Consider the following 20,570-nt stretch of genomic DNA (forward strand, 5'->3'; position numbering starts at 1 on the left):
ATCACTTCCTGAGAAGGTGAGTAGGCCTGCTCGCGCGCCCCTGCCGGGAGCACGTCAGGTCGCGGTGAACCAACCCGCGAGAGGCGAGGTCGTGTTGTTCCAGATGTGTTTGACTTCCTGGTATTCCGAGAGCCCGGCGGGTCCGAGTTCGCGCCCGTTGCCGGACTTCTTGAATCCGCCCCATTCCGCCGCCGCGGTGTAGTAGCCGAAGTCGTTGAGCCACACCGTCCCGTGGCGCAGGCGGCGCACCACCCGTTCGCCGCGGGCGGCGTCCGACGTCCGGACTCCGGCGGCGAGGCCGTACTCGGTGTCGTTGCCGAGCCGGACCGCGTCCTCCTCGGTGGTGAACCTCTCGACCGTGAGAATGGGCCCGAACGTTTCTTCCTGCACGATGCGCATGGACCGGTCGCAGTGGTCGAAGATGGTGGGCAGGTAGTAGCTGCCGGCGTCGAGCGCGGAATCGGCGGGCCGGGAGCCACCCGTCCGGAGTGCCGCTCCTTCGGAGATACCCAGTGCCACATAGGCTTCGATCTTGTCGCGCTGCGCCGTCGACACGAGCGGCCCGGTCTCACTGCCGGGATCGAGCCCCGGGCCGACGCGGATGGCCTCGGCGCGCGAGACGAGGGCGGCGACGAAGTCGTCGGCGATCGACTCCTCGACGATCAACCGCGTCCCGGCCGAGCACACCTGCCCCGAATGCAGGAAGACGCCGGTGAGCACCTGGTCGACCGACGACTCCCACTCGGCGTCCGCGAACACGATGTGCGGGTTCTTCCCGCCGAGTTCCACGGCGACCTTCGTGACGTGCTTCGCGGCCGTCTCCAGAATGGTGGTGCCGGTCGCGAGTCCACCGGTGAACGAGATGAAGTCGACGTCACCGGTGTCGGTCAGCGCGGGTCCGAGGTCGGCGCCGCTCCCCTGCACCAGGTTGACGACACCGGCGGGCACACCCGCCTCCTCGATCAGCCGGGCGAACGCGATCGTGCTCAGCGGCGTGACTTCGCTGGGCTTGAGCACCATCGTGCAACCGGCGGCCAGCGCAGGTGCCACCTTCCAGGAAATCTGGAGCAGCGGATAGTTCCACGGCGCGATGAGGACGCACACCCCGATCGGTTCGCGAACGACCCGGGATACGACGGCGGGGTCACCCACGTCGACCACCCGGTCGCTGGAGACGAGGGCCAGCCGGGCGTAGTACCGGAATACGGAGACGACGTCGTCGATGTCGATTCGGCTCTCCACCAACGTCTTACCGGTGTCCAGCGTCTCGATACGCGCCAGTTCCTCCTTGTCGCGCTCGAGGAGATCCGCGATACGCGACAGGAGCGCCGATCGCACGGCGACCGCCGTCTCCGGCCAGTCCCCGGCGTCGAAGGCCGACCGGGCCGCCTGCACGGCTCGCCCGGCGTCTTCGGGCGACGCCTCGTCGACCGTGGCGATCACGTTCCCGGTTGCCGGGTCGATGCAGTCGCGGGTGCGGCCCGACGTCGCCGCGACCCACTCCCCCGCGACGAAATTCACCTTCCCGAACAACCTCGCGGCGTCGAGATCCTCGGATAGTGCCGTCATCTTCATACTGTGTCCGAAACCCTCTCGTGTGCATACTTTTTCGATGAACCGACGATGAGCGGATCACGGGAGAGGTCCCGGTACAGCGAGAAGCACAATCCGATCATCACCAGGAGGAACGGCGCGGCCGCGATGATCGTCATCGTCTGCAGACCCTGCAGCGCGTCCGAGCCGCCGGTCCAGAGAATGAGTGCCGCCGTGCCCCCGGTGAGGGTTCCCCAGAAGATGACGACCCACGTGCTCGGTTCTCGTGCACCCCGCTGCGACAGCGTGCCCATTACCAGCGACGCGGCGTCGGCGCCGGACACGAAGAAGATCGCAACCAACACCATGACCAGCACGGTGGCGAACCCCGTCAACGGCAGATGGTCGAGCATCCCGAACAACTGGCCCTCGGTCGACGAGCGCGCCGCCAGGTCGACTCCGTCCTGCTGCTGTCCGATTCCGGCGCCGCCGAACACCGCGAACCACACGAGGCTGACCGAGGTGGGAATGACGATCACGCCGATCACGAACTGCCGGATGGTGCGGCCGCGGCTGATCCGGGCGAGGAACATTCCGACGAACGGAGTCCACGACACCCACCACGCCCAGTAGAAGATCGTCCACGACGACAGCCAGGTCGCCGTGTCGTCGCCGGAACTCGCGGCCGTCCGTCCCGACATGGTGGCGAGCTGCGCCGCATAGTCCGCGATCGCGGTGGGGAGCAGATTGAGGATGAGGACGGTCGGACCGAGCACGAATACGAACAGCGCGAGAATCACCGCCAGCACCATGTTGATGTTGGACAGCCAGTGGATGCCCCGCGCCACTCCGGACACCGCCGAACCGACGAACGCGAACGTCAGCAGCCCGACGAGGGCGACGAGCGCGAACGTGCCGACGTGGCCCATCCAGCCGATGATCTCGAGACCGGAACCGATCTGCAGTGCGCCGAGTCCGAGCGACGCGGCGGTGCCGAACATCGTCGCGATGATCGCGAGGATGTCGATGACCTTCCCCGCGGCTCCTTCCGAGCGGCGACCGAGGAGAGGGAAGAATGCGGCGCTGATGAGTTGCTTGCGGCCACGCCGATAGGAGCCGTACGCAATCGACAACCCGACGACCGCGTAGATCGCCCACGGATGCAGCCCCCAGTGGAACATCGTCGTGGCCATCGCCGACCCGACGGAGCCGTCCGTTCCCGGCGGCGGGCTCACGAGATGGGCGAGCGGTTCGGCGACGCCGTAGAACATCAATCCGATTCCCATGCCGGCGCTGAACATCATCGCGATCCAGCTCACCGTGCGGAACTCCGGTTTCTCGCCGTCGCGGCCGAGCGGAATCCGGCCGTACCGGGAGAACGCGAGGAAGAGCGAGAAGACGACGAACGCCGACGACGCGGCGATGAACAGCCAACCGAGGTCGGCCACCAGCCAGTCCAGCGCCGCGGTCGACACGACCGCGAGGTTCTCCGGTGCCAGCAGTCCCCACAGGATGAGTCCGACACCGAGCGCCGCGGCCGTGCCGAACACCACCTTGTCGACGCCCCGCCGCCCCTCGCCGTCGGAGGACTCTGCCGGCTCCGGCGCCTGCGCCTGCTGTCGGGCTTTCGGATCGACACCATTCACCCTGGGAGGGTCGGTCACCCTCGGTTGTTCGCCGGCGTAGGTCATCGGGGATCCCCGCTCAGCCTTTCGAGTAACCAGTCGTGGAATTCGCCGATGTGGTGTTCCGCGGGCACCAGCACACCCCCGTTCCGGTACGCCTTCGACGCCATCGTGGGCTGAGTCCGCTCGCAGGCGTCGAAGTCCTGCTGGTTGACTCGGTGGAACAGCTCCACCGAACGGGAGAGGTCGCGACCCGATGCGGTGACCTCCGGCGAGTACAGCCAATCGCATTCGACGATGGTGCGATCCGCGGACACGGGGTACATGCGGTGGAAGATGACGTGGTCGGGCACGAGGTTGACGAAGACCTGCGGCCGGATCGTGATGGCGTAGTACTTGCGGTCCTGGTCGGGGCTGATGCCGGACAGCGACTCGAATCCGCCGCTTCCGTCGATGGTGAATCCCTCGACGTCGTCACCGAAGGCGGCACCGTGCCCCACGAAGTACTGTGCGGCAAGGCCGTCCGCGAACTCGGGAAGTACCTCGGTGAGCTCGGGGTGAATGGTCGCGCAGTGGTAGCACTCCATGAAGTTCTCGATGATCAGCTTCCAGTTGGCCGCGACGTCGTAGACGATCCGGCGGCCGAGTTCGAGGGTTCCGATCTGGTACCGGTCGATGTCGGCCGGATCACCGAGTCGTTCGGTGACGGCGCCGACGACCTCGTCCTCGAACGACGGCGGTTCGTCGGCCAGGCACACCCATGCGTAGCCGAGCCATTCGCGAAGCGCGACCGGCACCAGTCCGTACCGCACCCGGTCGATGTCGGCTCCGGTCTCGTCCCGCAGCGCGGCCATGTTGGGGGCGGCCACCAGTTTGCCGTCGAGTCCGTACGTCCACGCGTGGTAGGGGCACTGGAGGTTTCTGCGGATCTGGCCTTCGTCCTCGGTACACAGCATGGCGCCGCGGTGCCGGCAGATGTTGAGGAAGGCGCGCAGTTCTCCGTCGCGGCCGCGGACGAGGAGCACGCTCTCCCGGCCCACCGTGATCTTCCGGAAGGCTCCGGGGTCGGCGAGATCGGCGGCGCGGACGGCGCAGAACCACATCGCCTCGAACAGGTTCTCCTGTTCGTCCGTGAAGATGTCGGCGTCGGTGTAGTACCGGCCACCGAGGGTGGGGATCAGTGCCGGTGCGGGCGCGGGGGCGGGGGCTTGGACGTCCGGAGCGGACATAGATGTCACCGTTTCTTTCGTTGCCGGGAAAGATGCGTGTCGGTCGAGCTGTGACCTGATGTCTGTGTGCGTAGGGGGGCGCAGATCGCAGGGGGCGTCGTTGCCGAATGTGACGACATGCGTGCCCGATCCGCGGCGACCGTTCGAACAGCGGACAGCTGTTCCCGCCGAGTCATCGCGACGTCAGCATTGTTGCGTCATCAGCAACGCTATGCGATTTACACAACTTAGACTGTCGCCAGCAGACGTGTCAAACATCACATTCGACACTTCTTTCGCGGACACGACATGGCCGAAACACCGCGTTAACCGCGGACAGCCGAAACCCGGGCAAACGGGACTATCCGTTCGTCCCGCCTTGAGAGAGAAGCACTTCCGGGCGCTCAGTCACCCGCGCCGGCGGATTGCTGCGCCTCGATCCGGACGACCGCGTCGGCGAGTTCGAGCGCCACCGCCTCGAACCGCTCGGGCGCCAGCCGGTACTCCGGCCCGGACACACAGATCGACGCGACGATCCGGTTGGTGACCTTGCTCCGCACCGGTACGGCGATGGAATTGAGCCCCGCCTCGAGCTCCTCGGCCGTCGACGCCCACCCACGCGACCGCACGTGCTCGAGTTCGACGTCGAACGCCCGGAAGTCGGTGATCGTGTTGGGAGTGAGCGCGCCCAATTGCGACCCCAACCGGCTTCGGAGCTGGCCGGACGTCAATTCCGAGACCAGGACCTTGCCGGTCGCGGTCGCGTGCGCCGGAGTCACCTGACCCACCCACGTACGCAGCGCGACGTGGCGATCACTGCGGGCCTCGAGCACGTTGAGGGTCGCCGCACCGTCCAGCACGGCGAGGTTGACCGTCTCCCCGAACGCGTCGGCCAGGCGGTCACACTCCGGCTGCGCAACCTCGACGAGCCCACTCTGCGCGACCGTGGCCTCGGCCAATCGCACTACCGCGAATCCGAGCTGATATTTGCCGCGGACGCCAGCTTCCTCCACGAATCCGCGTTGCTGCAGCGATGCGATCAGGCGTGACACGGTCGATTTGTGCACGCCGAGACGCACGGCGATCTCCGAGGCGCCGACACGGCCTTCTGCCGCGACAATCTCGAGCACGTCGATGGCACGTTCCACCGCGTGCACGGTCTTCGCCTTTCCTTCTCCGCCCTGGGCCGCGGGCGCCGTCGCCTCGGATTCACTCATGCCCCGAGGTTATGCCCACCGACTTCCGGAACGCAGTTTTTACACGCGAATGCTTGACACCACGGGGCAGCACCGGAGAGCATTGTGTTGCACACCTTGCAAGTCGTCGCGCATAGCGCAACAACCGCTCCACAACTTGTCCCTCCTCCCCGACGCTTTCGGAGGTATCGAGTGATTCTCGATAACGATTCCCCAGTTGTGACCCACCCCGGCGCCACGGCCTTCCCCGTGTGCGAACTCGCGACCCTGCCCTTGGGCGAAGTCGTCACCGTGACCCCGCCGGGCATGGCCCCCGTCTCCGTCTTCCACACCTCCGACGGTCTGTATGCCATCGACGACACCTGCACCCATCAGGACGCCTCCCTCGCCGACGGCTGGGTCGAGGACTGCACCGTCGAGTGCCCGCTCCACGAAGCGTGCTTCGATCTCCGCACCGGAGTGCCTTCGGGCCCGCCGGCCAAGATCGCGGTCCGCACACACGACGTGTCGATCGTCGACGGCACCGTGCTGCTACATCTCGACCAGAAGGGCGACGCCCGATGAACACTGTCCCGAATTCCATTGTGGTACTGGGCGCTTCCCTCGCCGGACTGTCGGCGGTGCGCGCACTGCGCGAGAAGGGATATGCAGGCCGGCTCGTCGTGGCCGGCAGCGAGCAGTCCCTGCCCTACGACCGGCCGCCCCTCTCGAAGGAGTTCCTCACCGGCGACCTGTCCGACGAGGACCTGCTGTTGATGACCAGCGATGACGACACACTCGACGTCGAATGGCACATGAGCAGAACGGCCACCGGTCTGGTTCGCTCCCCGAACGGGCTCCACCGCGTCACGTTCGACGACGGGTCCCACTTCGACGCCGACGCCGTCGTCGTCGCGACGGGCGCGCGTGCCCGGAACCTGCCCGGACACCCCGGTCTCGCCGGCGTGCACACGCTCAGATCGGTCGACGACGCACGCGCACTGCGGTATTCGCTGTCACGTGCGCAGAACCTCGTGATCGTGGGAGCCGGTTTCATCGGAGCGGAGGTGGCCTCCAGCGCGGCCGGCATGAGCCTGCACGTGACGGTCGTCGAGGCGTCACCGACACCCCTGGCAGGCCCGCTCGGCATCGAACTCGGGGCAATCTGCGCAGGACAGCACGCCGCACACGGCGTCCGGCTCCTCACCGGGGCAGTCGTCGCCGCATTACTCGGTGACGACGCGGTCGAAGCCGTCCAGCTCAGTGACGGAACGATCCTTCCCGCGGACGCCGTGGTGGTCGGAATCGGGGCCGTCCCCAATGTCGAATGGGCAAGCGATTCGGAACTGATGATCGAAGACGGTTTCGTCACCGACTCGTCGTGCTGCACGAACGTGCCCGGCGTCTACGCGATCGGCGACTGCGCACGGACTTTCGACGACGCCTACCAGGTGCACCACAGAAGCGAGCACTGGAGCAACGCCGTCGCCCAGGCCGCCACCGTCGCCGACACGATCATGGCCACACCGTCCGGGCCCGCCGCGATCCCGTACTTCTGGTCTAACCAGTACGGCAAGATGCTGCAGTTCGCCGGAACGAGACACAGCACCGACGAGGTCCGGTTCGTCGACGGCGACCCCGGAACCGGTACGTTCGTGGCCACCTACGACCGGGACGGCGACACCGTCGGCGTGTTCGCGATGAACAGTCCCCGGCTGTTCACCCGGTACAAGAAGCAACTCGCCAGGTCGCGGGCCTGATGCCGGCGCTACGTGACGGCATAGCCCAATCGGCTGCTGATCTGCTGGGACGTGTCGAGTGCGGCGCGCGCGACGTCCTCGAACCGTTCCGGCAGCAGTCGGTAGGCGGGGCCGGACACGCTCAGAGCAGCAATCATTTTCGACGTGTAGTCGCGGATCGGGACGGATACCGCATTCAGCCCGAGTTCGAGTTCCTCCTCGGACTCCGCCCAGCCCCGCTCGCGAATGGTTTTCAACGATTCCACGAGCGCAGGCACATCGGTGAGAGTTTTGGCCGTGAGAGCTATCGGAGTTTCTCCCACGCGCTCGGCGAGTTCACTGTCGGACAATTCCGTCAGCAACAATTTTCCACTCGCCGTCGCATGTGCCGGGCTGCTCTGCCCCACCCAGGTATTGGTACCGACGCCGGACGGACCGTCCGCTTTGACGATGCTCACCGATCGATTGCCGTCGAGTATCGACACATTGACGCTCTCACCGACAGTTTCCGCCAGTTCGGCGCACAATTCCTGACTCTGCCGCACCAGATCGCCGTCCGGCGACGCGGTGCGGGCCAGACGGACGATGGAATTGCCGAGCTGGAATTTTCCCCGGCTCTTCAATTGCGCGACGTAACCTCGCGAATCCAGAACGGCAACGAGGCGCGACGCGGTCGACTTGTGAACACCCAACTCGTCGGCGATTTCCGTGACGCCGGCGGTACCGAGCCTCGCCAGGATTTCGAGTACCGCCAGAGCGCGGTCCACTGACTGCACAGCGCCGGACGGCCGGCTCCGATCTCCATTCGAGTTATCGTCCAATTCAGTCATCGCGACTTCAGGATAGGCGACATCACCGTGCGACGGTTACCTCCATCCACACCCGGTTCCGCGTCATCACAGTCCGGGACGGTGCGCATTTCCACGGTGGATCGCGGAATTGCTGCTATTCCCCCAACCAATCATCGTGGAATTACCCGCAATTCGGGGTTGACCCCCTTACTCTTCCGGACCTAATGTGTTGATATATCAGTTGTCGATAATGGTTCGGATCAGTCCGATCCGTTTCGCAATTCACAGTTCTTCCCGGCGCCGTTCGAGCCCACACCGAACACCGAATCTCCCGCTACTTCGCCACACACAGGCACCCACCCAATCAGGAGGACCATCATGGGGTCACCGCGCGTAGTGATCATCGGAGCCGGCATCGTCGGCGCGAATCTGGCCGACGAGCTCACCGCTCGCGGCTGGGATCGGATCACGGTTCTCGATCAGGGACCGTTGCCGCTCACCGGAGGCTCCACGTCACACGCACCGGGCCTGGTGTTCCAGACGAACGCGTCCAAGACGATGACCGAGTTCGCCCGGTACACGGTCGAGAAGTTCGTCGGACTCGACGTGGACGGCGAATGGTGCTTCAACCAGCTCGGCGGGCTCGAGGTGGCCACCACCCCCGAGCGTCTCGCCGATCTGCACCGCAAGCAGGGCTGGGCCACGTCCTGGGGCATCGAAGGCGCCGTCCTCGACCCGGCCGAGTGCGCGAAGCTGCACCCGCTGCTGGACGAGAAGCGGGTTCTCGGCGGGCTGTACGTGGAGACGGACGGCCTCGCGAAGGCGTCCCGTGTCGTCGTCGCGCTGGCCCGGCGCGCCGAGGCCCGCGGCGCCGTGTTCCAGGGTTCGACGAAGGTGATCGGCATCGAACAGAGCGGCGGCAAGGTGACCGGTGTCGCCACCGCGGACGGTGTGATCCCCGCCGACATCGTGGTGTCCTGCGCGGGCTTCTGGGGTCCCGACATCGGCGCGATGGTGGGCATGGACGTGCCGCTGCTGCCCCTGGCGCACCAGTACGCGAAGACTGAGCAGATCCCCGAACTCGTCGGACGGAACACCGAACTCGCCGAGGCCGGCTTCCCGATCCTGCGCCACCAGGACCAGGATCTGTACTTCCGTGAGCACGTCGATCGTCTCGGCATCGGAACGTACGCCCACCGCCCGATGCCGGTGAACCTGCGCGACCTGGACGAGAGCGACGACGTGTCCGCATCCGACATGCCGTCGATGCTGCCGTTCACGGAAGAGGACTTCGCGCCGTCGTGGGAGCAGAGCAAGTTGCTGCTGCCGTGCCTCGAATCCGCGAAACTGGAAGCCGGTTTCAACGGGGTCTTCTCGTTCACCCCGGACGGCGGACCGCTCATCGGCGAGTCCCCGGACGTCGCCGGGTTCTGGATCGCCGAGGCAGTGTGGGTGACGCACTCCGCCGGTGTCGGCCGAGCGGTCGCGCAACTGCTCGTCGACGGCCGCTCCGACGTCGAACTGCACGGTTGCGACGTGCACCGCTTCGAGGAGATCCAGCTCGCGCCCGACTACGTCAGCGAGACGTCGCAGCAGAACTTCGTCGAGATCTACGACGTGCTGCACCCGCTGCAGCCCAAGGAGTCTCCCCGCGACCTGCGGGTCAGTCCCTTTCATACTCGTCAGAAGGAACTCGGCGCCGTGTTCCTGGAGAGCTCCGGCTGGGAGCGCCCGCACTGGTTCGAGGCCAACGCCCATCTGGTGCAGGACCTTCCGGCCGAGTGGCAGCCGCCGGCCCGGGAGCCGTGGGCGGCGATGTTCCACTCCCCCATCGCCGCGGCCGAGGCCTGGCGCACCCGTACGTCGGTGGCGATGTACGACATGACACCGCTGAAGCGGCTCGAGATCAGCGGCCCCGGCGCGCTGGCCCTGCTCGATCGGCTGACGACCGGCAAGATGGACAAGTCCGTCGGGTCGGTGACCTACACGCTCGCGCTCGACGAGACCGGTGGCGTCCGCAGCGACCTCACCGTCACGCGCCTGTCCGACAACGTCTTCCAGGTCGGTGCCAACGGCAACCTCGATCTCGACTACTTCCGCCGCCAGTCCCCGGACGACGGCGGTGTGCAGATCCGGGACATCACCGGCGGCACGTGCGGGATCGGGTTGTGGGGTCCCCGCGCCCGGGATCTGGTGCAGGCACTGAGCTCCGACGACTTCACGAACGAGAACTTCAAGTACTTCCGCGCCAAGCAGGTCCGCATCGGCGGTGTTCCCGTCACGGCGATGCGTCTGTCGTACGTCGGCGAACTCGGCTGGGAGCTGTACACGTCCGCCGACAACGGTCTGCGACTGTGGGATCTGCTGTGGGCGGAGGGGCAGAAGTACGACGTCATCGCCGCCGGCCGCGCCGCATTCAACAGCCTGCGGATGGAGAAGGGCTACCGCTCGTGGGGCAGCGACATGACCACCGAGCACAACCCCTACGAGGCCGGTCTCGGTTTCGCGGTCCGACTGCAGAAGGGCGACTTCCGTGGGCGTAACGCGCTCGACGGCGTCTCCGACGAGACGGTGGAGCGGCGGCTGGCGTGCCTCATGATCGACGACCGCACGTCGGTGGTCCTCGGCCACGAGCCGGTGTTCGTCGACGGACAGCCCGCCGGGTACGTCACGAGCGCCGCGTTCGGTCACACGGTCGGGGCGCCGATCGCCTACGCCTGGCTTCCGGCGAACGCGACCGTCGACACTGCGGTGGAGATCGAGTACTTCGGACGCCGCATCCCGGCCACCGTCGTCGCCGAGCCGCTCGTCGACCCCGAGATGAAGAAGATCCGGTCATGACCCTCCGAGACGACACGATCGCCGGATTCCTGGACTCGCTCGCCGATCGAACTCCCGCACCCGGCGGCGGCGCGACCGGCGCGCTCCACCTCGGCCAGGCAGCCGCGCTGGTCTCGATGGTCGCCCGCTACACCACCGGCAAGAGGTACGCCGACCACGGGATGCTCGTCGAACGCATCTGCGCCTCCGCAGATGCGTTCCGCGAGAAGGCACTGCAGTTCGCCGAGGACGACATGGCAGCATTCACGGCCGTCATCGACGCCTACCGGCTCCCCCAGGACACGGCCGACGAAACCGGCGCCCGCACGTCGGCGATCGCGACCGCCCTCGCCGGCGCGGCCGCGGTCCCCGCCGAGGTGGTGGTCGCGGCAGGCGACGTCGTCGCACTCGCCGACGTCCTGCTGCCGGTAGCGAACCGCACCGTCGTCAGCGACGTCGCGGCCGCCGCCGAGGCTGCCCGCTCAGCCGCCACCACCGCCCGGGTCAACATCGAGGTGAACCTGCCGGGTATCACCGATGCGGACACCCGCCGGGCCCTCACCGAGTGCCTGTCCGGCGTCGACGCGATCGTCGAGCGTGCCGACGCCGTCACGACACGAGTACGAAAGCAGCTGAGTTCATGACCAGAAGCCTCGGTGGCGCCGAACTCGCCACCTCCATCCGCAACGACGCGTCCGTCGCCGCCGCGGCACTCGCCGAAATCGGGGTCCGGCCCAAGCTGGCGGTCGTGCAGGCCACCGACGACGAATCGACCGCCTGGTACGTGCGTTCCATCGCGTCGGCCGCGAAGCGCACCGGAATCCTGTGCGACGTCGTCGATCTCGGCGCCGCGGCATCGACCGAGCAGATCCGCAGCACACTCGTCGAACTCGGCCACGACCCGGACGTCCACGGAATCATCCTGCAGACACCCCTGCCGGACGGAACCGACCTCGACGCGCTGCGGGAGGCGATCAACCCCGCGAAGGACGTCGACGGCGCGAACCCGGTCAGCCTCGGCCGCCTCGTTGCGCGTCTGCCCGCGTTCGCGCCCGCCACCGCACAGGCCGTGATCGCGCTCCTCGACCACCACGGAATCTCCCCGCACGGCAGGACGGCCGCGGTGGTCGGCAGATCGACGGTGGTCGGAAGTCCCGTCGCGCATCTGCTCGTGCAGCGCAACGCGACGGTGACCGTCTGCCACCGACACACCACCGACCTGACCGCCGGCACCCGTGACGCCGACATCCTCGTCGTCGCGGTCGGCATTCCCGGACTGATCACGGCCGACCACGTCGCCGCCGGCGCCGTCGTCATCGACGTCGGGACCACGGCGACCGCGGACGGCCAACTGCTCGGTGACGTCGACGCCGCGGCCGTCGACGGCCGGGCGGGCGCACTGACCCCGGTTCCCGGAGGGGTGGGACCGGTGACCACGGCGTTGCTGCTCAATCACACGGTCGACGCCGCCGCGACCCAGTACGCCCAGACGCGATCGGACTCGCTGCTCGCCGGGTTCCGAAGCAGCGTCTGACTCGTCTCCACCCCTTGACCCGCTCGTCCAGCCTGAAATAGCATTTGCCCATTCTGATATATCAGTTCGCTCGGACTGACACCTCAATTGGTCCGGCATCGAGGAGACCCACATGACCCAGACCTTCACCCTGACGCTCAGCTGCGCTCAGCGTCCCGGGATCGTTCACGCAGTCAGCTCCTTCCTCTTCGAGCAGAACTGCGATATCGCCGAGCATCAGCAGTTCGACGACACCCGGAGCGACGCGTTCTTCCTCCGCACGTCGTTCGTGTCGGCAGAAGATGTCGACATCGAGCGCCTCACGGCGGAATTCGGGAGCGTCGCCGCGAAATTCGGCATGACGTTCAATTTCAACGGCAGCGACCGGCCCCGGGTGATCGTCATGGTCTCCAAGATGGGTCACTGCCTCAACGACCTCATCTTCCGCTGGCGAGCAGGAAACCTCGGCGCCGAACTCGTCGCCGTCGTCTCCAATCACGAGGTGCTGCGCCCGATGGCCGAGGCCGCCGGGCTGCCGTTCGTCCACGTCCCGGTCACGCCGGCCACCAAGCCGCAGGCGGAGGCCCGGCTGCTCGAACTCGTCGAGGAGTTCGACGCGGATCTCGTGGTCCTCGCCCGGTACATGCAGGTGCTGTCGGACGACGCGTGCCGGGCACTACGCGGCCGGGCCATCAACATCCACCACTCGTTCCTGCCCGGTTTCAAGGGCGCCAAGCCCTACCACCAGGCGTTCGATCGCGGCGTCAAGCAGGTCGGGGCCACCGCCCACTACGTGACACCCGATCTGGACGAGGGCCCCATCATCGAGCAGGAAGTCATCCGCATCGACCACTCCTTCGACCCGGCGCGACTCGCCACGGTCGGGCAGGACGCCGAGGCCCTCGCGCTGTCGCGGGCCGTGCGCTGGCACTGCGAGAACCGTGTCCTGCTGCACGGTCATCGGACGGTCGTCTTCAGCTGAGGCGGCTCCGCCGCCCGTGCGCCTTTTTGGTAGTGGGAGCTACCAGAAAGGCGCACGGGCGCGAAGCGCCTAGAGCAGGGCGCGGATGGCCTTCTCGAAACCGGCGACGTGGGCGAGGGTGAGGGACGAGGCGGTGCTTTCGTCGCCGTCGACGATGGCCCGCAGCAGGGCCTCGTGCTCGCGGACGTGGCTGGCGACGTCGGGCAGCCGGTCGAGGAAGAGGCACCAGATGCGGGTGGCGTGCGCGTCGAGGCTGACAAGGATGTCCTCGAGGTGAGGGTTCCCGGACGCTCGGTAGATCTCACGGTGGACCCGCACGTCCTTGCGCAGGACGTCGCGTGGGTCTTCGCTGTCGTCGATCTCGGCGATCTCGTCGGCGAGCGCGGACAGCCGGGCCCGCGCGTCCTGGGACGCCGTCCGCGCCGCCCTGGCCGCCGCGGTCGGTTCGAGTTGCTTGCGAATCTCGGAGATGTCGGCGAGATCGGTCATGTCGACGGCGGTGGCGAACGTGCCGCGGCGTGGGTAGGCAACGACGAGACGTTCCCGCTCGAGGCGCTTGAGCGCTTCCCGCACCGGTGTCCGGCCGAATCCGAGTTCCTCGGCGAGACGGTCGTCGTTGATCGGCTCGCCGGGCCGGATGTCCAGCATGACCAGGCGTTCGCGCACGATCTCGTACGCGCGGTCGGCATTGGTGCCGCCGTTCGATGCCGTGTCCGCGACCGATGAATGCGCCAGGCTCATGTTCCGTCTCCCTGATATTTCCGGAGCTATTGACCTTTGTCCGATGCTGACCTTACTCTACTTTCCAGTTGATATATCAGTTCAAAGTCAACTGACCTTCCAGAAAGGCGAACCATGACCGTGGACACCGCACACCTCACCGAGACGGCAGCAGCGAACCCGACACTGACCCATTCGCTCGCCGATCTCGACCCCGCCGTGCACCAGGCGATCGCGGCCGAGCTCGAGCGACAGCAGGGCACCCTGGAAATGATTGCCAGTGAGAACTTCGCCCCGCTCGCGGTGATGCAGGCGCAGGGGTCGGTGCTGACGAACAAGTACGCCGAGGGCTACCCCGGGCGCCGCTACTACGGCGGTTGCGAGCACGTCGACGTCATCGAGCAGCTCGCCATCGACCGCCTCACCGCGCTGTTCGGTGCGAAATTCGCCAACGTGCAACCGCACTCCGGGGCGCAGGCCAACGCCGCCGCGATGTCGGCGCTGCTGAAGCCCGGCGACGCCATCCTCGGCCTGGACCTCGCGCACGGCGGTCACCTCACGCACGGGATGAAACTGAACTTCTCTGGCAAGCTGTACGACGTCGCCGCGTACCACGTCCGCGAGGACGATCATCTCGTCGACATGGACGAGGTGGAGCGTCTCGCGCGTGAGCACCGCCCGAAGCTGATCCTGGCCGGCTGGTCCGCTTACACCCGCCAGCTCGACTTCGCCCGGTTCCGCGCGATCGCCGACGAGGTCGGCGCATACCTCATGGTCGACATGGCGCACTTCGCCGGACTCGTCGCCGCCGGACTGCACCCGTCCCCCGTCCCGCACGCCCACGTGGTCACGTCGACGACGCACAAGACCCTCGGCGGCCCCCGCGGCGGCGTCATCCTCACCAACGACGAGGCACTGGCGAAAAAGTTCAACTCCTCGGTGTTCCCCGGACAGCAGGGCGGCCCGCTCGAGCACGTGATCGCCGGCAAGGCCGTCTCGTTCAAGCTCGCCGCCGAGCCCGAATTCCGGGAGCGCCAGGAACGCACGCTCGCCGGCGCGAAGATCCTCGCCGACCGCCTCCTGCAAGACGACTCCCGGCAGGCTGGCATCAACGTCGTGTCCGGCGGCACCGACGTGCACCTGGTGCTGGTGGACCTGCGCGAGTCCGAGCTCGACGGCAAGCAGGCCGAGGACCGGCTGCACCGTGTGGGAATCACGGTGAACCGCAACGCCGTACCGTTCGACCCGCGCCCGCCGATGGTCAGCTCCGGTGTGCGGATCGGCACCCCGGCGCTCGCCACCCGCGGTTTCGACCTGGACGCGTTCACCGAGGTCGCCGACATCATCAGCTACGCGCTCCGGCCTGCCACCGACGAGGCCGGACTCGACGACCTCCGCGCCCGCGTCGATGCCCTCGCGCTGCGTTTCCCGCTCTACCCCGACCTCACGGAGGCGAACTGATGAGTGCCACCCAGCCCCCCGGCGCCCACCTGCCCGACCACCCCGACTTCCTGTGGCGCAACCCGGAACCGAAGAAGTCGTACGACGTCGTCATCGTCGGCGGCGGCGGACACGGCCTCGCCACCGCGCACTACCTCGCCAAGAACCACGGCATCACCAACGTCGCGGTGCTGGAGAAGGGCTGGCTCGCGGGCGGCAACATGGCCCGCAACACCACGCTGATCCGGTCGAACTACCTGTGGGACGAGAGCACCAAGATCTACGAGCACGCCCTGAAACTGTGGGAGGGTCTCGAGGACGACCTCGACTACCCGATCCTGTTCAGCCAGCGCGGCGTCCTCAATCTCGCGCACAGCCTGCAGGACGTCCGCGACAGCGTCCGCCGGGTGGAGGCGAACAAGCTCAACGGAATCGACGCCGAGTGGGTCGGACCCGACGAGGTCAAGAAGCTGTGTCCGCTGGTGAACATCTCGAGCGACATCCGCTACCCGGTGCTCGGCGCGACGTATCAGCCGCGTGCCGGCATCGCCAAACACGACTACGTGGCCTGGGGATTCGCGCGCCGCGCCGACGAGGCGGGCATCGACATCATTCAGAACTGCGAGGTCACCGGGTTCGTCACCGACGACAACAAGGTCACCGGGGTGCGCACCACCCGCGGCGACATCGCGACCGGTCAGGTCGCACTGTGCGCGGCCGGGCACACGTCGACGCTCACCGACATGCTCGGCATCCGCACCCCGGTGCAGAGCCACCCGCTGCAGGCGCTGGTCTCGGAACTGCTCGAGCCCGTGCATCCGACCATCGTGATGTCCAACGCCATCCACGTGTACGTCTCGCAGGCGCACAAGGGTGAATTGGTGATGGGCGCCGGTGTCGACTCCTACAATGGGTACGGCCAGCGCGGCGCGTTCCACATCATCGAACGCCAGATGGCGGCCGCGGTCGAACTGTTCCCGGTGTTCGCCCGCGCACATCTGTTGCGCACCTGGGGCGGCATCGTCGACGTGTGCCCCGACGCCTCCCCGATCGTCGGACGCACCCCGTACGACAACGTGTATCTCAACTGCGGTTGGGGCACCGGCGGATTCAAGGCCACCCCGGGGTTGGGCTGGTGTCTGGCGGACACCATCGCGAACGACGAACCGCACGAGTTCATCGCGCCGTTCAGCCTCGACCGGTTCGTCACCGGCGCCCTCGTCGACGAGCACGGCGCCGCGGCCGTCGCGCACTGATCCCCCGTCGCGCACTGAAATTCAGGAGCCACAATGCAACTCATCGAATGCCCGTGGTGCGGGTCCCGTGAGGAAACCGAGTTCCACTACGGCGGCGAAGCCCACGTCGTGTATCCGGAAGACCCCGAATCGCTGACCGACGAGCAATGGGCACACTTCGTGTTCTTCCGCGCGAACCCGAAAGGTCTTTTCGCGGAACGGTGGAACCACAGCGCCGGCTGCCGACGCTGGTTCAACGCCGTACGCGACACCGCCACATACCGATTCCACAGCGTCTACCGCTTGGACGAGCAGAAGCCGACGATATCGTGAACGCACCCTTCCGCACCCGCCAGGGCGGTCGACTCGACCGCGACACCTCCTACACCTTCACGTTCGACGGCCGGGAACTGACCGGTCACCCCGGTGACACGCTCGGCTCGGCCCTGCTCGCGAACGGCGTCCACCAGATCACCACCAGCATCAAGCTCGGCCGGCCCCGAGGCATCACCGCGGCGTGGGCAGAGGACACCGGTGGTCTCGTGCAGATCGAGGAGCCGTTCCCCGAGCCGATGCTGCTCGCCACCACCATCGAGTTGTTCGACGGCCTCGTCGCCCGCGGCATTCCCGGTCAGGGACGGCTCGCCGAGATCGCCGATTCGGCGAAGTACGACGCCAAGCACGTCCACACCGAACTCCTCGTCGCCGGCGCCGGACCGGCCGGTCTCGCTGCCGCTCTCACCGCGGCCCGGGCGGGTGCGCGGGTGGTGCTCGTCGACGAGCAGAGCGAAGCCGGCGGCGACCTCCTCGGCAGCACGGACCTCGTCGACGGCGCCCCGGCCCTGGACTGGGTCGCGGCCGCGGTCGCCGAACTCGCCACCTACCCGGATGTGCTGCACCTGCAGCGCACCACCGCGTTCGGCAACTACGACGACGGCTTCGTCCTCGCGCTGCAGCGTCGCACCGACCATCTCGGTGTCGAGGCCCCCGCTGCACTGAGCCGCCAACGCGTCTGGCGGATCCGCGCCCGGCACATCCTCGTCGCCGCCGGAGCGCACGAGCGTCCCGTCGTCTTCACCGACAACGATCGCCCGGGCATCATGCTCGCGCACGGCGCCCGCACCTTCCTGCACCGCTACGGTGTCAAGGTGGGCGAGCAGGCCGTCGTGTTCACCACCAACGACAGCGCGTACGAAGCCGCGATCGACCTGCACGACGCGGGCGTCCGGATCAACGCGATCGTCGAGGCACGCGACGAGGCACCCGCCCGCTGGCAGCGTGAATGCGACACGCGAGGCATCACCGTCCGCACCGGATCCGTTGTCTGCGGCACCCGCGGCGACGGCCGGGTCAGCCACGCCGTCGTCGCCCCGCGCGGCGCGATCGACTCCCGGGCCGGCGTGCCCCTCGCCTGCGACGTCCTGCTCGTCAGCGGCGGCTGGAACCCGGCCGTGCACCTGTTCTCCCAGGCCCGCGGCAAGCTCCGCTACGACGAGAACCTCGGTGCCTTCGTACCCGGCGAGAACCTCGAGGGAGTCTCCGTCGCCGGGTCCGCGAACGGTGTGTTCGACCTGGACGGGTGCGTGCGCGACGGACAGACCGCCGGTCAGTCGATCATGCGCGACCTCGGCTTCACCGTTCCCGCCCGCACGATCGACCCCGAACCTGCACCCGCGATCGAACAGTCCACTCCGCTGGTGCTCTGGCGGGTGCGCGACGTCGCCGGTGAGGACACCCAGTTCGTCGACGTGCAGCGCGACGCCACGGTCGCCGACCTCGCCCGCGCGGTCGGCGCAGGCATGACGTCGATGGAGCACATCAAGCGCTACACCACCATCGGCACCGCGCACGACCAGGGCAAGACGTCCGGTGTCATCTCCTCCGGCATCACCGCCGAACTGCTCGGCCGCCCGATAGAGACACTGGGCACCACCACGTTCCGGCCGCCCTACACCCCGGTCGCGTTCGCCGCCCTCGCCGGCCGCAGCCGCGGCGCCCTCTTCGACCCCGAACGGGTGACGGCACTGCACGATTGGCACGTCGGCCGCGGCGCGGTGTTCGAGGACGTCGGCCAGTGGAAGCGTCCCCGCTTCTACCCCATCCCCGGGGAGGACATGGACGCTGCGGTGCTACGCGAATGCGCTGCCGTGCGCCGCAGCATCGGTATCCTCGACGGTTCCACCCTCGGCAAGATCGATGTCCAGGGTCCCGACGCCGGAGTGCTGCTCGACATGATCTACACGAACATGATGAGCACCCTGAAGGTCGGCATGGTCCGCTACGGCGTCATGTGCGGGGTCGACGGCATGGTCATCGACGACGGCACCGTGATGCGCCTGGCCGAGGACCGGTTCCAGGTCTTCACCACCACCGGCGGCGCCGCCAAGATCCTCGACTGGATGGAGGAATGGCTGCAGACCGAATGGCCCTACCTGAAAGTGCGGCTCACCTCCGTCACCGAACAGTGGGCCACGTTCCCCGTCGTCGGACCGCGCTCGCGCGACGTGATCGGTGAGGTCTTCCCCGACCTCGACGTCACCAACGACGCGTTCGGGTTCATGGCGTGGCGCGACACCTCCCTCGGCGGCGTCCACGTACGAATCGCGCGGATCAGCTTCTCCGGCGAACTCGCGTTCGAGGTCAACGTCGACGGCTGGCACGCACCCGCGGTCTGGGCGCGCCTGATCGCCGCGGGCGAGAAGTTCGACATCACCCCGTACGGCACCGAGACGATGCACGTCCTGCGCGCCGAAAAGGGTTACCCGATCATCGGTCAGGACACCGACGGCACTGTCACCCCGCAGGACCTCGGGATGAGCTGGGCCGTGTCGAAGAAGAAGCGCGACTTCATCGGAAAACGCTCCTTCACCCGGGCGGAGAACCAGAACCCGCTGCGCAAGCAGTTCGTCGGACTGCTGCCCCTCGACAAGCAGACCGTGCTACCCGAAGGCGCGCAGATCATCGAAGAGGCCTTGGACGGAATCCTGCCGCCCGCGCCGGTGCCGATGCTCGGGCACGTCACGTCGAGCTACCTCAGCGCCGAACTCGGCCGCCCGTTCGGGCTCGCCCTCGTCAAGGGCGGCCGGGCCCGGCTCGGCGACACCCTGCACGTCCCGGTCGACGGAAACCTGGTCGCCGTCGAGGTCACCAGTTCCGTCCTCGTCGATCCCGAAGGAGCACGTCGCGATGGCTGACACCCTCGTCCCCCTCAGCCCCCTGCACGGCTGGGACCAGAAATTCTCCGAGCTGCCCGAGTCGGTGGGCATCGCCGAGGAACCGTTCGTCGCGACGGTCGACCTGTGGGTCGACCCGGCCGGACCGGGTGCTACGGCCGCCGCGACGGTCCTCGGGTTCGACCTCCCCACCGCCGCGTCGACGTCCGCCGGCACCGACGCCACCACCGCCGTCTGGCTCGGTCCCGAGGAATGGCTGATCACCACGCGGTCACAGTCGGCGCCCGCCCTCGAGTCGGACCTGCGGGCGGCGGTGACCCCGCACGGCGGAGCCGCGATCGACGTCTCCGGACAGCGAACCACCCTGCGGCTGCGCGGCACCCACGCCCGCGACGTTCTCGAGAAGGGTTGCTCACTGGATCTGCACTCCAAGGCCTTCGGGCCCGGCGCCGCGGTCCAAACCATGCTCGGCCTCGCGGGCGTGATCCTGATCGCGCTCGACGACGAGGGGACCGATTACCGGATCCTGGTGCGGTCGTCGTTCGCCCGGTATCTCGCGGAGTGGCTGATCGACGCCGCCGAGGAGTTCGGCGTCGACCCCGTGTAAGCGACGGCG

General features: G+C 67.5%; 17 protein-coding genes. 11 read left to right on the forward strand and 6 right to left on the reverse strand.

Annotated elements, in window-relative coordinates; translation table 11 throughout:
* Positions 1-54: 54 nt before the first annotated feature.
* From ACFWAY_RS06235 to ACFWAY_RS06250, 4 genes are all read right to left on the reverse strand, one after another.
* A complete protein-coding gene (locus ACFWAY_RS06235) occupies positions 55-1,575 on the reverse strand; it encodes an aldehyde dehydrogenase family protein (protein WP_378453705.1) in 1,521 nt (506 codons plus the stop codon).
* Complete coding sequence (locus ACFWAY_RS06240; RefSeq protein ID WP_378453706.1) at positions 1,572-3,224, reverse strand: BCCT family transporter; 1,653 nt, start codon at positions 3,222-3,224, stop codon at positions 1,572-1,574. The genes ACFWAY_RS06235 and ACFWAY_RS06240 overlap by 4 nt, the downstream gene beginning before the upstream one ends.
* Positions 3,221-4,387 carry an aromatic ring-hydroxylating dioxygenase subunit alpha gene (locus ACFWAY_RS06245; RefSeq protein WP_378510152.1) on the reverse strand — a complete coding sequence of 389 codons (1,167 nt, stop codon included), beginning with the start codon at positions 4,385-4,387 and terminating at the stop codon, positions 3,221-3,223. The genes ACFWAY_RS06240 and ACFWAY_RS06245 overlap by 4 nt, the downstream gene beginning before the upstream one ends.
* Before the next feature lie 383 nt (positions 4,388-4,770).
* Positions 4,771-5,583 carry an IclR family transcriptional regulator gene (locus tag ACFWAY_RS06250; RefSeq protein ID WP_378453708.1) on the reverse strand — a complete coding sequence of 271 codons (813 nt, stop codon included), beginning with the start codon at positions 5,581-5,583 and terminating at the stop codon, positions 4,771-4,773.
* A gap of 198 nt (positions 5,584-5,781) precedes the next feature.
* Between ACFWAY_RS06250 and ACFWAY_RS06255 the strand changes: the two genes are divergently transcribed.
* Positions 5,782-6,126: a bifunctional 3-phenylpropionate/cinnamic acid dioxygenase ferredoxin subunit gene (locus ACFWAY_RS06255; protein ID WP_378453709.1), complete on the forward strand. Its 345-nt coding sequence runs from the start codon at positions 5,782-5,784 to the stop codon at positions 6,124-6,126.
* Positions 6,123-7,301 (forward strand): NAD(P)/FAD-dependent oxidoreductase, encoded by a 1,179-nt coding sequence (locus tag ACFWAY_RS06260; RefSeq protein WP_378510153.1) that lies wholly within the window; start codon positions 6,123-6,125, stop codon positions 7,299-7,301. The genes ACFWAY_RS06255 and ACFWAY_RS06260 overlap by 4 nt, the downstream gene beginning before the upstream one ends.
* A gap of 8 nt (positions 7,302-7,309) precedes the next feature.
* Here ACFWAY_RS06260 and ACFWAY_RS06265 read toward each other — a convergent pair whose 3' ends face one another.
* The gene (locus ACFWAY_RS06265; RefSeq protein ID WP_105413452.1) at positions 7,310-8,110 is read right to left on the reverse strand and encodes an IclR family transcriptional regulator; all 801 of its coding nucleotides are present in this window, start codon (positions 8,108-8,110) and stop codon (positions 7,310-7,312) included.
* A 339-nt stretch (positions 8,111-8,449) separates the two neighbouring features.
* Here ACFWAY_RS06265 and ACFWAY_RS06270 point away from each other — a divergent pair, with 339 nt between their 5' ends.
* From ACFWAY_RS06270 to purU, 4 genes are all read left to right on the forward strand, one after another.
* The gene (locus tag ACFWAY_RS06270) at positions 8,450-10,912 is read left to right on the forward strand and encodes an FAD-dependent oxidoreductase (RefSeq protein ID WP_378510154.1); all 2,463 of its coding nucleotides are present in this window, start codon (positions 8,450-8,452) and stop codon (positions 10,910-10,912) included.
* Positions 10,909-11,535: a cyclodeaminase/cyclohydrolase family protein gene (locus ACFWAY_RS06275; RefSeq protein ID WP_378510155.1), complete on the forward strand. Its 627-nt coding sequence runs from the start codon at positions 10,909-10,911 to the stop codon at positions 11,533-11,535. The genes ACFWAY_RS06270 and ACFWAY_RS06275 overlap by 4 nt, the downstream gene beginning before the upstream one ends.
* Positions 11,532-12,425, forward strand: a complete 894-nt coding sequence (locus ACFWAY_RS06280; protein ID WP_378510156.1) for a bifunctional 5,10-methylenetetrahydrofolate dehydrogenase/5,10-methenyltetrahydrofolate cyclohydrolase — start codon at positions 11,532-11,534, stop codon at positions 12,423-12,425. Before ACFWAY_RS06275 ends, ACFWAY_RS06280 begins: the two co-directional genes overlap by 4 nt.
* A gap of 112 nt (positions 12,426-12,537) precedes the next feature.
* The gene (gene purU / locus ACFWAY_RS06285) at positions 12,538-13,386 is read left to right on the forward strand and encodes a formyltetrahydrofolate deformylase (protein WP_378510157.1); all 849 of its coding nucleotides are present in this window, start codon (positions 12,538-12,540) and stop codon (positions 13,384-13,386) included.
* 69 nt (positions 13,387-13,455) lie between these two features.
* On the opposite strand, the gene ACFWAY_RS06290 is transcribed toward purU, so the two are convergent.
* The gene (locus ACFWAY_RS06290) at positions 13,456-14,127 is read right to left on the reverse strand and encodes a GntR family transcriptional regulator (protein ID WP_378510158.1); all 672 of its coding nucleotides are present in this window, start codon (positions 14,125-14,127) and stop codon (positions 13,456-13,458) included.
* 114 nt (positions 14,128-14,241) lie between these two features.
* Between ACFWAY_RS06290 and glyA the strand changes: the two genes are divergently transcribed.
* Genes glyA through ACFWAY_RS06315 form a run of 5 tightly spaced genes read left to right on the forward strand, consistent with a single transcriptional unit; the run spans position 14,242 to position 20,561 of the window.
* Complete coding sequence (gene glyA, locus ACFWAY_RS06295; protein WP_378453716.1) at positions 14,242-15,567, forward strand: serine hydroxymethyltransferase; 1,326 nt, start codon at positions 14,242-14,244, stop codon at positions 15,565-15,567.
* Positions 15,567-16,802, forward strand: coding sequence for a sarcosine oxidase subunit beta family protein (locus tag ACFWAY_RS06300; RefSeq protein ID WP_378453717.1), 1,236 nt, complete (start codon positions 15,567-15,569; stop codon positions 16,800-16,802). The genes glyA and ACFWAY_RS06300 overlap by 1 nt, the downstream gene beginning before the upstream one ends.
* Positions 16,803-16,835: 33 nt before the next feature.
* A complete protein-coding gene (locus ACFWAY_RS06305; RefSeq protein ID WP_005252386.1) occupies positions 16,836-17,114 on the forward strand; it encodes a sarcosine oxidase subunit delta in 279 nt (92 codons plus the stop codon).
* Entirely contained in the window at positions 17,111-19,975 is a 2,865-nt protein-coding gene (locus ACFWAY_RS06310) for a 2Fe-2S iron-sulfur cluster-binding protein (RefSeq protein ID WP_378510159.1), read from the forward strand. The genes ACFWAY_RS06305 and ACFWAY_RS06310 overlap by 4 nt, the downstream gene beginning before the upstream one ends.
* Positions 19,968-20,561, forward strand: coding sequence for a sarcosine oxidase subunit gamma (locus tag ACFWAY_RS06315; protein WP_378510160.1), 594 nt, complete (start codon positions 19,968-19,970; stop codon positions 20,559-20,561). The genes ACFWAY_RS06310 and ACFWAY_RS06315 overlap by 8 nt, the downstream gene beginning before the upstream one ends.
* The last annotated feature ends 9 nt before the right edge of the window (positions 20,562-20,570 follow it).

Origin of the sequence: Rhodococcus sp. NPDC059968 (genome assembly GCF_042738615.1) — a bacterium.
Taxonomy (GTDB): domain Bacteria; phylum Actinomycetota; class Actinomycetes; order Mycobacteriales; family Mycobacteriaceae; genus Rhodococcus_F.

What these genes read in the sequence shown, in the direction of transcription:
- ACFWAY_RS06235 (WP_378453705.1), bottom strand. Translation starts at nt 1,575, where the DNA reads ATGAAGATGACGGCACTATCCGAGGATCTCGACGCCGCGAGGTTGTTC.
- ACFWAY_RS06240 (WP_378453706.1), bottom strand. Translation starts at nt 3,224, where the DNA reads ATGACCTACGCCGGCGAACAACCGAGGGTGACCGACCCTCCCAGGGTG.
- ACFWAY_RS06245 (WP_378510152.1), bottom strand. Translation starts at nt 4,387, where the DNA reads ATGTCCGCTCCGGACGTCCAAGCCCCCGCCCCCGCGCCCGCACCGGCA.
- ACFWAY_RS06250 (WP_378453708.1), bottom strand. Translation starts at nt 5,583, where the DNA reads ATGAGTGAATCCGAGGCGACGGCGCCCGCGGCCCAGGGCGGAGAAGGA.
- ACFWAY_RS06260 (WP_378510153.1), top strand. Translation starts at nt 6,123, where the DNA reads ATGAACACTGTCCCGAATTCCATTGTGGTACTGGGCGCTTCCCTCGCC.
- ACFWAY_RS06265 (WP_105413452.1), bottom strand. Translation starts at nt 8,110, where the DNA reads ATGACTGAATTGGACGATAACTCGAATGGAGATCGGAGCCGGCCGTCC.
- ACFWAY_RS06270 (WP_378510154.1), top strand. Translation starts at nt 8,450, where the DNA reads ATGGGGTCACCGCGCGTAGTGATCATCGGAGCCGGCATCGTCGGCGCG.
- ACFWAY_RS06275 (WP_378510155.1), top strand. Translation starts at nt 10,909, where the DNA reads ATGACCCTCCGAGACGACACGATCGCCGGATTCCTGGACTCGCTCGCC.
- ACFWAY_RS06280 (WP_378510156.1), top strand. Translation starts at nt 11,532, where the DNA reads ATGACCAGAAGCCTCGGTGGCGCCGAACTCGCCACCTCCATCCGCAAC.
- purU (WP_378510157.1), top strand. Translation starts at nt 12,538, where the DNA reads ATGACCCAGACCTTCACCCTGACGCTCAGCTGCGCTCAGCGTCCCGGG.
- ACFWAY_RS06290 (WP_378510158.1), bottom strand. Translation starts at nt 14,127, where the DNA reads ATGAGCCTGGCGCATTCATCGGTCGCGGACACGGCATCGAACGGCGGC.
- glyA (WP_378453716.1), top strand. Translation starts at nt 14,242, where the DNA reads ATGACCGTGGACACCGCACACCTCACCGAGACGGCAGCAGCGAACCCG.
- ACFWAY_RS06300 (WP_378453717.1), top strand. Translation starts at nt 15,567, where the DNA reads ATGAGTGCCACCCAGCCCCCCGGCGCCCACCTGCCCGACCACCCCGAC.
- ACFWAY_RS06305 (WP_005252386.1), top strand. Translation starts at nt 16,836, where the DNA reads ATGCAACTCATCGAATGCCCGTGGTGCGGGTCCCGTGAGGAAACCGAG.
- ACFWAY_RS06315 (WP_378510160.1), top strand. Translation starts at nt 19,968, where the DNA reads ATGGCTGACACCCTCGTCCCCCTCAGCCCCCTGCACGGCTGGGACCAG.